At 41.3% G+C, this 12328-nt stretch carries 11 protein-coding genes and 1 tRNA gene; 7 read left to right on the top strand and 5 right to left on the bottom strand.

Going from position 1 to position 12328, the window contains the following annotated elements:
- The first annotated feature begins 397 nt into the window (after positions 1–397).
- From AC4CU3_RS13820 to AC4CU3_RS13805, 4 genes are all read left to right on the top strand, one after another.
- Positions 398–1387 carry a LysR family transcriptional regulator gene (locus tag AC4CU3_RS13820; protein WP_004695623.1) on the top strand — a complete coding sequence of 330 codons (990 nt, stop codon included), beginning with the start codon at positions 398–400 and terminating at the stop codon, positions 1385–1387.
- A gap of 129 nt (positions 1388–1516) precedes the next feature.
- Positions 1517–2845, top strand: coding sequence for a polyamine export protein PaeA (gene paeA, locus AC4CU3_RS13815; RefSeq protein ID WP_004695622.1), 1329 nt, complete (start codon positions 1517–1519; stop codon positions 2843–2845).
- Between the two features lie 236 nt (positions 2846–3081).
- Entirely contained in the window at positions 3082–4422 is a 1341-nt protein-coding gene (locus tag AC4CU3_RS13810) for a CitMHS family transporter (RefSeq protein ID WP_125279981.1), read from the top strand.
- 120 nt (positions 4423–4542) lie between these two features.
- Positions 4543–4827: a hypothetical protein gene (locus AC4CU3_RS13805; protein ID WP_058870057.1), complete on the top strand. Its 285-nt coding sequence runs from the start codon at positions 4543–4545 to the stop codon at positions 4825–4827.
- 47 nt (positions 4828–4874) lie between these two features.
- On the opposite strand, the gene AC4CU3_RS13800 is transcribed toward AC4CU3_RS13805, so the two are convergent.
- Positions 4875–5387: a hypothetical protein gene (locus AC4CU3_RS13800; protein WP_004695616.1), complete on the bottom strand. Its 513-nt coding sequence runs from the start codon at positions 5385–5387 to the stop codon at positions 4875–4877.
- A 173-nt stretch (positions 5388–5560) separates the two neighbouring features.
- Between AC4CU3_RS13800 and AC4CU3_RS13795 the strand changes: the two genes are divergently transcribed.
- A complete protein-coding gene (locus AC4CU3_RS13795) occupies positions 5561–6289 on the top strand; it encodes a hypothetical protein (protein WP_279043662.1) in 729 nt (242 codons plus the stop codon).
- Between the two features lie 39 nt (positions 6290–6328).
- Here AC4CU3_RS13795 and AC4CU3_RS13790 read toward each other — a convergent pair whose 3' ends face one another.
- Positions 6329–8095: an alkaline phosphatase D family protein gene (locus tag AC4CU3_RS13790; RefSeq protein WP_279043663.1), complete on the bottom strand. Its 1767-nt coding sequence runs from the start codon at positions 8093–8095 to the stop codon at positions 6329–6331.
- A 213-nt stretch (positions 8096–8308) separates the two neighbouring features.
- Here AC4CU3_RS13790 and AC4CU3_RS13785 point away from each other — a divergent pair.
- Both AC4CU3_RS13785 and AC4CU3_RS13780 read left to right on the top strand, forming a co-directional pair.
- Positions 8309–8394: transfer RNA gene (locus AC4CU3_RS13785), tRNA-Leu, on the top strand.
- A gap of 97 nt (positions 8395–8491) precedes the next feature.
- Positions 8492–8860, top strand: a complete 369-nt coding sequence (locus AC4CU3_RS13780) for a hypothetical protein (RefSeq protein WP_279043664.1) — start codon at positions 8492–8494, stop codon at positions 8858–8860.
- A 55-nt stretch (positions 8861–8915) separates the two neighbouring features.
- Here the strand turns inward: AC4CU3_RS13780 and AC4CU3_RS13775 are convergent, their stop codons facing one another.
- The 3 genes from AC4CU3_RS13775 to ftsH all read right to left on the bottom strand — a co-directional run bounded on the left by AC4CU3_RS13775 (position 8916) and on the right by ftsH (position 12267).
- Positions 8916–9227, bottom strand: coding sequence for a DUF5713 family protein (locus AC4CU3_RS13775; RefSeq protein ID WP_004982696.1), 312 nt, complete (start codon positions 9225–9227; stop codon positions 8916–8918).
- A 160-nt stretch (positions 9228–9387) separates the two neighbouring features.
- Positions 9388–10239: a dihydropteroate synthase gene (gene folP, locus AC4CU3_RS13770; protein ID WP_279043665.1), complete on the bottom strand. Its 852-nt coding sequence runs from the start codon at positions 10237–10239 to the stop codon at positions 9388–9390.
- A gap of 135 nt (positions 10240–10374) precedes the next feature.
- A complete protein-coding gene (ftsH, locus tag AC4CU3_RS13765) occupies positions 10375–12267 on the bottom strand; it encodes an ATP-dependent zinc metalloprotease FtsH (protein ID WP_087526318.1) in 1893 nt (630 codons plus the stop codon).
- Positions 12268–12328: the final 61 nt, after the last annotated feature.

Raw genomic sequence — 12328 nt, 5'->3', positions numbered from 1 at the left:
TGAAAAATACATACTTTGTCGAATATTTCTTCATTAGACTTAAGTCTCGGCCATTGAGAAAAAGAGTTCAAAGCGAAAATCAATACTTAATTTGACCCAAATGACAAAACTCAATTTTCAGCAAAAAGAATATTTATCACGCTTTTATTCCACCAATAACAAGTCATCTCAATCCATTTTCTAGGCGATACTCTAAGCCTCAATTCACACATATTAAAACATTGCTTAGGACTAATATGCTCTCCGTTTTTAAGCATAAAAACCCATTTTCTGAGAAAATGAAGGGGGTATTCTTTATACAACCCGATGCTTTTTTTTTCGTCAGTTTATTACACAAGCCCGATGGCTTATGGCATAATGCAAATAATTTCATGATTTTATTCTCGGTATTTATTTTATGAATCTGGAGCGGGTTGATCTAAACCTCTTAATTTACTTGGACGTACTTTTACGCGAAAAAAATGTAACCCGAGCAGCTGAACAATTGGGTGTCACCCAACCAGCAATGAGTAATATTCTACGTCGTCTTCGTAACTTATTTAATGATCCCCTGCTAATTCGTTCTTCTGAAGGTATGACACCGACCGAACGAGCTTTAGAATTACAACCCCGCATACGTGACGCTCTTTCTGATCTCTCCATGATTTTGGAACCTCGTACCGAGTTCCGTCCTTATACCTCAAATCGTGTTTTCCGGATTATGACTTCGGACTATGCCGAAGCCACCTTAGTTCCCCGCCTCGTTAAAGCACTGCGTTCAGAAGCTCCCAATGTGGTCTTAGACTTCTTAACCCCAAGTGATGTGTCATATCGTGATATGGAACAAGGTAAAGTTGATCTTGCGATTAACCGTTTCAATGAAATTCCACAAAGCTTCCACCAAGTTTTAGTCTGGCGTGACAGTTTTTCATGTTTGCTCAATGGTAAACACCCTGCTGCCAGCAACTTAAACCTAAAAAGTTACCTCGATGCACAGCATATTTGGGTCTCTAAAACAGGTATGGGCGTTGGTTTCGGCGTTAACCCTGAAAAACAAGCAGGTCTAGGTTGGATTGATCAAGCTTTAGAACGGATTGGCCAAAAACGTAAAATTTCGGTCTTCACCCGACATTATCAAATGCCTGCACTATTGGCTTCAAATGTAGATTTGATCGCGACTTTACCGACCCGTATTGCACGCTTACAAGCCAAAAGTCAAAACCTCCTGATTAAAGACCCACCTTTTTATATTCCAGAACTTGAGTTGAAAATGGCATGGTGTCCACTGTTACATCACCATCCTGCACATCGCTGGCTCAGACAGCTGATTTTATATGTGGCACGTCAAATGATTGAGGAAGAAAATCGAGAGTTTTTAGGCAATAACTCGCAATTCTCACATTATTAAGCATTCAAGCTCTAAATAATTCATTTTCATACCAATAACTCAGGTATGATAGAAGACAGTAAGTGATTACTGTCTTTATTTTTTTGTGTTAAAAATATTCATAATAACGATGAATCACAGGTGGATTCCGTGAGCCTTTTTCAAAACATAGTTATCATTCTAGTCCTGATTGCTGGGGCGGGTTTCTTGTCTCTGACAGAAATTGCACTGGCAGGAGCACGTAAGGTCAAGCTGAAAATCTTGGCTGAGTCAGGCGATGATCGCGCACAGAAAGTTTTGAATTTACAAGAAAATTCTGCTGACTTCTTTGCCGCTTCACAAATTGGCTTAAACGCAGTGGCGATCTTGGGCGGTATTTTAGGTGAAGGGGCTTTTCGTCCTTACTTCATGAGCTTTGTTGCTCGTTTTTATACTGGCCCTTGGTCTGAAACCATTAGCTTTGCTCTATCTTTCACTTTAGTCACCTCTCTATTTATTTTGTTTGCTGACCTCATGCCAAAACGTTTGGCCATGATTGCCCCAGAGAAAATCTCTATTGCGGTGATTAACCCCATTCAGGTGTTTATTAAGGTCTGCAAACCTTTGGCTTGGATTATTAATGCTCTTGCCAACTTGTTATTCCGCCTATTTAAAGTGAATACCACCCGTGATGACAACATTACCTTTGATGATATTTCTGCAGTGATGGATGCGGGTGCGCAAGCTGGGGTTCTGCAAAAGCAAGAGCACCATTTCATTGAAAACGTATTTGAACTTGAAGAGCGGAACGTTCCTTCAAGTATGACCACGCGTGAAAATGTGGTGTATTTTACTTTAAATGAATCCGAAGCCAGTATTCGTCAAAAATTGGCGGAATATCCTTATTCTAAGTTTTTAGTCTGTAGTGAAAATATTGACGATGTAATTGGCTATGTCGATGCCAAAGACATTCTGGTCCGTATTCTGAATAATCAATCTTTACTGCAACTCAATGAAAGCACTATTCGTAATGTTTTAACTATTCCAGACACATTAACCTTGTCTGAGTTATTAGACCGTTTCCGCTCCACCAAAGAAAAATTTGCAGTGGTGATTAACGAATATGCTTTGGTCGTGGGCGTCATCACCCTGTCAGACATTATGATTACGGTCATGGGCGATTGGGTCACCCCTATTGAAGCTGAACAACAGATTATTAAACGTGATAATAATTCATGGCTGATTGATGGTAGCACGCCGATTGAAGACATGAAGCATGCACTGGCCATTGATGAAATGCCAGATGAAGAAAATTATGAAACTTTGGCTGGTTTTATGATGTACCGTCTGCGCAAAATTCCACGCCCTGCCGATACCGTAGAATACGCAGGCTTTAAATTTGAAGTGGTTGATGTCGATCATTTTAAGATTGACCAACTTTTAGTGACGCGCTTACTTGAAGAAACACTACAGCCTGCAACCCAAACAGTCGAGGAATAGGAACATCGCCTTGAATTAAAACCTTGCAACTGCAAGGTTTTTTTTGCTTCAGATTTAACCATATGAAGTTATACAAAATAAGTATCTTAACCATACTTTACAGATATATATTATTTATTAGAAAAATAGAATGAAAAATCACATATGTTTAAGAGCATTTAAAAATCATGCTGAATTGCATACTATCGCTGTCACTTGATGAATAAACAGACTTAACACGTTCAAAGGATTGATCCATGCTGACCATTTTAGGTTTAGGCATGATTATGTGCTTCATGTACTTAATCATGTCCAAACGACTGAGCGCTCTTGTTGCTTTAACTTTAATCCCTATCATTTTTGCATTACTTACTTATGTTTTAAGTCTCTTTGTTGACAACCTTGCTGGATTTGATATTGCTGAACTTGGCAATATGATGATGGAAGGCATTAAAAAGCTCGCTCCTACGGGCGTAATGCTCCTTTTCGCAATCCTTTATTTTGCAATTATGATCGACACGGGTCTATTCGACCCTTCAGTGAAGTGGATTTTAAAGCAGGTTAAAGGTGATCCTTTAAAAGTGACCCTCGGCACCATTACACTGACTTTAATTGTTTCCTTGGATGGTGACGGTTCAACCACTTACATGATCTGTGTTGCCGCAATGCTACCGCTGTATAAGCGTATTGGTATGAGCCCTTTAATTATGGCTTGTCTAATGATGCTTGCGAGCGGCATCATGAACCTAACGCCATGGGGTGGACCAACAGCACGTGCTGCAACGGCATTGCATGTCGATCCAAACGATGTCTTTGTTCCGATGATTTTACCAATGCTCGTTGCAATTGGGTGGTTATACTTCCTCGGCTTTATGTATGGCCGTATGGAGCGTAAGCGCATTGGTATTGTGGAATTAGATATTAGCCATGGTGACAGTATTCAGATTTCGCAAGAACCTGAAGCCAACCGTGCCCACTTAAGATGGTTTAACGCTCTACTAACTTTGGTCTTGATGGTCTGCTTAGTAATGGGCATTTTACCTGCGGCGATTCTGTTCATGGTTGCCCTGTGTATTGCCTTGGTGGTGAACTATCCAGATCTAGACATGCAAAAGCGTTTGGTTGGTAACCACTCTGCCAGTGCCTTAGCTGTAGTCGGGATTATCTTTGCGGCAGGTATTTTTACCGGTATTTTATCGGGTACAGGTATGGTTGAAGCCATGTCTCAAGAACTGGTTGCCATTATTCCAGAAAGTATGGGGCCGTATTTAGCACCTATCACGGCTGTGATTAGTATGCCACTGACCTTCTTCATGTCGAATGATGCCTTCTACTTTGGTGTACTGCCTGTACTCTCTGAAGCCGCTGGACACTATGGTATCACTCCTGTGGAAATGGCTCGTGCATCGATTGTTGGTCAACCTGTACACTTACTGTCCCCATTGGTTCCATCGACTTACTTACTCTGTGGATTGGCAGGAATTAACTTTGGTGAACACCAAGAATTTACCATCAAGTGGGCGGTGATTACTTGTTTAGTGATGCTGGTTACAGCGATGATCTTTGGTATTTTCCCACTTTATTCAACACTGGGTTAATTTAAAACCTACTCTAAGTATAACGAACCTTAAGTTCAACAACCGATAAATACCCGATGTATCACATCGGGTATTTTCATTTATAATACCTTGATATAACAATACAATAGAGTCAAGCCTATGTCTTTTTCATTGCCCGCTGTGTTGGCATGTACTTTCTTTTATTCTGCGCTCTATCTGATTTATTATTATTTTGCCCAATACAGCCACACGCTGCTGATCGTAAGTGCGATTGTTTTGCTGATTTTAGCATGGCGGATTACACCTTGTGCTTATGAACGTGGGCAACGAAGCTTTAACGAGACTCTGTCTTTTGGACAGTATTTCTGGAATCCACTGATTACATGGTGGCGACTGTTTATTTGGCCCATCAGCTTATTACTGTCTTGGATTTTCCATAGTTAAATAGAAGCCATAAAAAAGCACCCAAAGGTGCTTTTGAGACTGCGATCTTAACGACCATATAATTCAAGCAATTTATCTAAAGTCGCTTGATAGTGAATGGTAATATCTTCAGATAAAATTTTATATGCGCTGTCAAACTGAACCATTGGCCAGCCTTCTTTCCAAAATGGGAAGATGTTGTGCAAATCATGTGTCACGGTCGCATCTTCCCGTACAATGGCTTGTGCAACTTGTGACAAAACTTGTGCTGTTTCAGCACCATCAATCGCCATGTAGTCAATCCCACGTACTTTTAAAATACGGATGCGGTCTTTCTTATAACGAATTTTTTTGGCTTGACCTTCATTCAAGCCCAATGCCAAAGCTACAGCTTCAACAAATTTGCTTTCAAAAGATTGGTTTAAAGCCACAATCGCAAGTTTATGTGCTTCTTGACGACCCGCTTTACCGCCTTTACGAATCTCTTCTTTTGCCTCTGTATCAAGCTCATCGTCTTTCATAGACTGCAAAATGTCTAAAATTTCGATATCACTTAAAGATTCAGGAGAATGATCAGTCATGAACTGCCCTTAGACAAAAAAATTGAATCCGACATTTTCGCATAATTCAGAGCGAAAAAGCGAAATTGTTGTGCTTTTCTCTGTGAATATTCTGTTTCACGTATTTTTTTGAGCCATCCCCTTCCAAATCTACTATAGTAAAGGCTATTTTTCTCATACGCTCTTTTTTGACGATGCAATCCAAACAAGTTCAACTGTTACTGCAACAATTAGAGACCCGCTACCCTGCCGCATTTAAACGTAATTACTTGCTTTATAGTCAAATCAAAACACGCGGTATTTTAGATGACCAGCGTGAAGTTATTCCGTGGGTTTTGGCGGTGATGATTTTTATTCCAATCAGCTTAATTCTGAAAGATTTTTACTTAACGCATTTGGAGAATCTCGATCCGCTCCAAAGTCATAGTTACGCCATTATCAGTATTTTATTAGCGCTGATGTGGATCTTACCTTTTGTCATTAAGCAAATTAAACATTCATCAAACTCCTTGTATCAACTGCAACGTCATGCGCCCATCAAACTCGCTGCGGTGATTCTTTTAAGTGGACTAAATCTGATGTTCATTGAAAGCAGTTTGCTGATGTGGATCTTGTTTTATTTTGGTGCGAACTTTGGTTTTGTGCGCTTCTATAAAGAAAATTTATTTCGAGACCACAGCCAGTCGGTTGAACATCACCAGTTACAACAACTCAGACGTGTCTGTTTTTGGGCCTATAAGCAAACGGTCAAATCTCGACTCCAATTACGCTTTAGCTCCCATAAATCTGAAGATTATCAGGCACGGAAAACCCAGCTGGGGCATGAAGCAGATTTGTATGTACAACTGCTGAAGTATGAGCATGCTTACTGTAAGCAGATTAAGCACATCGATCTCGACAGCTATATCGATGAGAAATTATAAAAAAACCGAGCAATGATGCTCGGTTTTTCTAAGGTCATTTTATGCCGTTTGCTTTAACGCACTGACTGGCAATAATGTCGGGTCTAATATCACTTGATGCGAGCGAGTTTCATCAACGATGTATTCTTTGTGCTTAATGCTATCCACAAAAATCCAATCCGCTTGCACCTGCTCTGCGGTAAAACGGACTTTTAAATAACCGCGTTGATTCAAATTGCAATAATTCAACTCCTCAATCAAGCTGGTAAATGCAAATTCAAATGCTTGTAGTTGCTGCATCGGAATGGACAAATATTTCTCCAACCCAGGGGAAGAGACTGAACTGGTTGCCAACTCCACGCCAACCAATACCCCATCTTTACTCGATAAATCCGAAGCCCAAGCATTATGGGTATCTCCAGCAAGGACCACAACTTTTTTCTTAAGTTGTGCCAAAGTGCCATACAAAATTTCACGCTCAGCAAAATAACCGTCCCACGCATCTAAGTTATAAGGTGCAGTAACCGCAAGACGCGCTTTCTCCTCTGGAGTTACGGTTGGATCACCTGCATCCATTCGCGCTTTAATTTTTAATAGTTCCGTGATTTGTGTGGTGATTTTACTTAAGGTCTCAGGACTAGGATTGCCTGCTGTAATTTCTGCCAGTGACATTAACAATTCTGCTGGAACAAACATTTTGCTCATCAGAATCTGCTGGCCGAGTACATTCCATGTTGCCGTAGATTGCTGAAGTTTCTGCAATAACCAATTTCGCTGCTCCACACCCATCAAGGTACGCGCGGGATTGATTAAATCGGCTTGGAATTTTGCAATATCTAAACCTGTAGCAGTCATATAGTTTGCATAATCCAATTGCACATTACGCGCAATAATCCGTGTATCCAGCATCGTCAATTGAACAAGCGTACCAAAATCAAATTGACGATAAATCTTGATATGCTGATCATCAATTGGACGAATTGGCATCCATTCAAAATAGGCCGCCAGTGCCGCAAGTTTACGTTCAAGGAAATCACCTTCAGTATCTGACTGATGATTTTCAGCACCCTTTTCCCATGTATCATTTGCGAGTTCATGATCATCCCAAATCACAATAAAAGGATGACGTTGATGCGCAGCCTGTAAATCTGGATCTAGTCGATATAAGGCATAACGTTTACGATAATCATCTAAGCGAATAATTTCTGCATTGTTATCATCTGACAGTGTGCGCCCCATCGCCACCGCCTCTTCCGTTGCATATCCGCCCATGCCATATTCGTAAATGTAATCCCCCAAATGAATCACAACATCCACATCCTGCTTTGCTATTTCTTTATAAACATGGAAATATCCTGCTGGATAATTTGAACATGAGCATACAGCAAACTGTACTGACTGTACTTGCGTTGCCAAGGTTTTGGTTTGCCCTGTGGTTGAATATGTCGACGCCGATTTAAAACGGTAGAAATAAACTTGTCCCGCAGCAAGTCCCGTCACATCCACTTTCACAGTAAAATCTTGTGCAGCCGTAGTCAGCACCTTTCCTGTTGCTGTAATGTGTTTAAAGTCTACATCTTTTGCCACTTCCCACTGCACTTCTAAACGTGCAGAGCTATCCGTCGGTGTTACACGTGTCCAAATGATAACTTGAGTTTGTAAAGGATCACCACTGGCAACCCCATGCAAAAACTGCACTTGCGTAGTGGGCTTTGTGTTTGAATCGGCGTCATCACCACAAGCGGTCAGTGAAATAGGTAAAGATAAAGCACCAAATCCTGCCAAAGTTTTTTGAATAAGTTCTCGGCGGTTCATTTTTTTTGTCATGTGGATTGCCTAAAGACGATATGGACTTGAAATTTATGCGAAAAAGATGACATCCATATCTCAAGTCGATGACATTTTTATGAAGCCTGAACAAGTGCAGCACAGATAATTTTGCTATTTTTTAAACATAAACCGCTGAATTGATTGAAAAGAAAGCAAATAATCACAAATAGACTTGCCAACTTTTATTTCGTCCTCTATTATTGCGCTCATGCCCGAGTGGTGAAATCGGTAGACACAGGGGATTTAAAATCCCCCGCCCACAAAGCGTGCCAGTTCGAGTCTGGCCTCGGGCACCATTCTTAAGCTAATTAAGATGGTGCAATAAAAAATCCAGCGATATGCTGGTTTTTTTATGTCTATAATTTATGCATCGAAGCACATAACAATCACAATATGAAAAAGAACACTCTCATTATCATCTTATGCCTAATTTTTTCAAACGTCAGCCATGCAAACCCCACCTCGCAGCAAACAGATAACGATACGTTTTATGACTTGTTTGCAGGCACGATTATTGAAAAAGACCGCCAACTCTATTTACATGCATGTAAATCAGTAGATGCTCATTTTAAATTAAGCTTTAATCACACTAAAGATGAGCAACATATTCGTGAGCTCATGAAAAAGCATCCAAAATTTTGGCTGAATCTCAGCGCAAATGCTGAAATGCTCGAAGGTGAATATGTGATGACGGTCGATGCGATTGGAGATGAACATTTAAACCAAAGTTGTCATCTCACCGATCTTTTAGATGAACTGTAACAGCAATCTCAGCGTCTAAAACAAAAACCAACTAAACTCGAAATGAGAGAGTGACTCACCACTCTCTATTCACCACCAATTCTTCCATTTCAATATCCATAAACCCAGCATCTTGTACCACCATCATCATCGCTTCAGCAATAAAATCGGCAGCAGAATCATCTAACGACGAATCCAGATCTTCAAAATGTGGCTTCATTTCATTAATTTCAGCCACTGTGGCATTGGCATATTGATAAATATCACCCTCAGATTTTGCTTTTACAATTTTTTTAGCAAAAGTCTCGACATGCTGCTTCACTTCAGCAACAAGAATATCGGGATAATATTCATCATCAAACATAGGGAGAAGTAAATCTGCAAACATACAGGCACTCAAAACGAGAAACTTAAAAAACGAGTCTGTATAACATAAACCGAACAAATCACCAAATAAAAAAGCAGCATCTCAAAATGCTGCTAGTCTAAAAATCAGATAAAGATCAAATTTTCAAATTAAATCATTAGCCCAGCATTCCGCCGCCGCATTAAGCCATATTCATCGCTTGCCAAACCTTGATCGCATCACTCATGGCTTTGACATCATGAGCGCGCACCATACACGCGCCTTGTTGAATACTCAGCAAATGTCCCGCTACAGAACCCACAGCCCTCTGCCCTGCATCCGCCCCACCTAAGGCTTCGCCGATAAAGCGCTTCCGTGACAATGCGGACAAGATGGGATACCCGAGCTGATTCAGCTGATGGAATTCGTTTAAAAGCTTAAGGTTCTGCTTTGCATTTTTAGCAAAGCCAAAACCCGGATCAATCATGATATTTTCAGCTTTGACACCTGCCTTGAGTGCATCCGCCACACGCTGGGAAAGCTCAGCCATCACATCTAAAGTGACATTATCGTATTGATCTAAACTATTCATAGTGGTTGGTTCACCACGCATATGCATGATGATCACTGGAATATTCAGTTCAGCTGCCATCCCTAAAGCATTCGGGCGTGTTAATGCTCTCACATCATTCCAGATATGTGCGCCTGCAGCGACTGCAGCTTGAATTACTTCAGGTTGAGAGGTATCAATCGAAATAACCACATCAAGTTCAGCCAAAGCTTCCACCACTGGGACGACACGACGAATCTCTTCCTCAACCGCAACTACAGATGCACCTGGACGTGTAGATTCACCCCCAACATCGATGACTGTCGCCCCATCCGCAATCATTTGCTGAGCATGCGCAAGCGCTTGTGCTTTGCCATTATGTTTACCGCCATCACTGAACGAGTCTGGCGTCACATTTAAAATACCCATCACATGCGGTACCGATAGATCGAGTGATAGCTCACCACAACGTAGGATTTTCTTCGGTAAAGCCATCAATTGCATGTGATATTCTCCAGTTCAACTTACATTATCTTAACGCGTTCCCACTTTTAAGTGCCTATTTTTCTTCATCGGCAGTGGAAAATCTGCGCAATAAAAAACCACCCGAAGGTGGTTTTTTATTTTAACTTTTAAAAATTAAGTTGCAGATGGTAATGGTGGTGGTGTGCTTGGACCATCCGTTGGAGTTACATCAATCACAGGATTTTCTGCAACATATACTTTTGGTGGTTGTGGCTCACGACCTTCCATAATGTCACGAATTTGCTCGCGATCAATCGTTTCCCATTCCATCAAAGCTTTTACCATCGCATGCGCGATATCTTTGTTATTTTCCAAGATATCACGTGCAACACGGTATTGCTCATCAATGATACGACGAACTTCAGCATCTACTTGTTGCTGTGTTGCTTCAGAAATCGTACGACTACCAATGCTGCCCATGAATGATTGCTGAGAATCATCTTCATACACCATTACACCAAGTTTGTCAGACATACCGTACTTGGTCACCATCGCACGTGCCATTTTAGTCGCACGTTCAAAGTCGTTTGAAGCACCTGTCGACATTTGGTTGATAAAGATTTCTTCAGCAATACGACCACCAAACAAAATTGAAAGTTCATTCAACATTTTGTCTTTATAGTGGCTGGTTTGGTCATGTTCAGGCAACTGCCAAGTTACACCCAGCGCCCAACCACGCGGCATAATAGTCACTTTATGTACAGGGTCTGTACCCGGTAGAATTTCAGCCACAATCGCATGACCAGCTTCATGGTACGCGGTTGCACGACGTTCTTCTTCACGAATCACCATCGACTTACGTTCAGGGCCCATGTACAACTTGTCTTTTGCATCTTCAAAATCATGCATATCGACAGTGTTCTTGTTACGACGTGCAGCAAATAATGCAGCTTCGTTCACAAGGTTCGCCAATTGTGCACCTGAGAAGCCCGGCGTACCACGTGCAAGCACCTGTACATCGACACCAGTCACTGAAGGCAATTTCTTCATGTGAACATTTAAGATTTGCTCACGACCTTTAATGTCTGGCAGGCCAACCATTACTTGGCGGTCAAAACGACCTGGACGGAGTAAAGCTTTATCCAGTACATCGGCACGGTTTGTCGCAGCAATGACGATAATACCTTCATTGCCTTCAAAGCCATCCATTTCGACCAACATTTGGTTCAAGGTTTGCTCACGCTCATCGTGACCACCACCCGTACCTGAACCACGATGACGACCCACAGCATCAATCTCATCAATAAAGATGATACACGGCGCATGACGTTTCGCTTGTTCAAACATGTCACGGACACGAGACGCACCCACACCCACGAACATTTCAACAAAGTCAGAACCAGAAATACTAAAGAATGGTACTTTCGCTTCGCCTGCAATTGCTTTTGCAAGTAAAGTTTTACCTGTACCCGGTGGACCCACCATTAACACGCCTTTAGGAATCGTTGCACCTAAGCGTTTAAATTTTGAAGGATCTTTTAAGAAATCAACAATTTCCACAACTTCTTGCTTTGCTTCATCACAGCCAGCAACGTCGGTAAAAGTCACTTTAATTTGGTCTTCTGCCAACATTTTTGCTTTTGACTTACCAAAACTCATTGGACCGTTTTTACCACCTGCTCCGCCACCCATGTTGCGCATAAAGAACATGAATAACAAAATGATTAAAAGTACAGGGAAGCTTGCGATCAAAAGTTGCATCAATAAACCTTGACGTGCAGGTGCAGTACCTTCAACGACAACGTTATTTTTAATCAGATTAGGCATAAGCTCTGGGTCTTGAACCGCAGGACGAATACTTTCAAACTCTGAACCGTTTGATTTTTGGCCATGAATTCGTTCGCCATCAATTGTCACTTGCTTAATTTGACCAGCATTCACCGCAGCAACAAACTCTGAATAATTCATCGCTGTCGGCTTTTCATTGCTACTGACATTACTGAAAATAAGGATCAGTACGCCCAGTATCACTAGCCACAATATGGCATTCTTGAAGAGATCGCTCAAAGCTTTATTCCCATATCAATCTAATTTGATCATGCCCTATCGGGTGACCTTAAAGTTTCTG

The sequence above is a fragment of the Acinetobacter sp. 802_lipA genome (genome assembly GCF_058242885.1).
This window is presented reverse-complemented; position numbering and strand designations above follow the sequence as displayed.

Bases quoted from the DNA above. Each gene is read 5' to 3' on its own strand.
- AC4CU3_RS13820 (WP_004695623.1), top strand. From the start codon at position 398: ATGAATCTGGAGCGGGTTGATCTAAACCTCTTAATTTACTTGGACGTA.
- AC4CU3_RS13810 (WP_125279981.1), top strand. From the start codon at position 3,082: ATGCTGACCATTTTAGGTTTAGGCATGATTATGTGCTTCATGTACTTA.
- AC4CU3_RS13805 (WP_058870057.1), top strand. From the start codon at position 4,543: ATGTCTTTTTCATTGCCCGCTGTGTTGGCATGTACTTTCTTTTATTCT.
- AC4CU3_RS13800 (WP_004695616.1), bottom strand. From the start codon at position 5,387: ATGACTGATCATTCTCCTGAATCTTTAAGTGATATCGAAATTTTAGAC.
- AC4CU3_RS13795 (WP_279043662.1), top strand. From the start codon at position 5,561: ATGCAATCCAAACAAGTTCAACTGTTACTGCAACAATTAGAGACCCGC.
- AC4CU3_RS13790 (WP_279043663.1), bottom strand. From the start codon at position 8,095: ATGACAAAAAAAATGAACCGCCGAGAACTTATTCAAAAAACTTTGGCA.
- AC4CU3_RS13780 (WP_279043664.1), top strand. From the start codon at position 8,492: ATGAAAAAGAACACTCTCATTATCATCTTATGCCTAATTTTTTCAAAC.
- AC4CU3_RS13775 (WP_004982696.1), bottom strand. From the start codon at position 9,227: ATGTTTGCAGATTTACTTCTCCCTATGTTTGATGATGAATATTATCCC.
- folP (WP_279043665.1), bottom strand. From the start codon at position 10,239: ATGCAATTGATGGCTTTACCGAAGAAAATCCTACGTTGTGGTGAGCTA.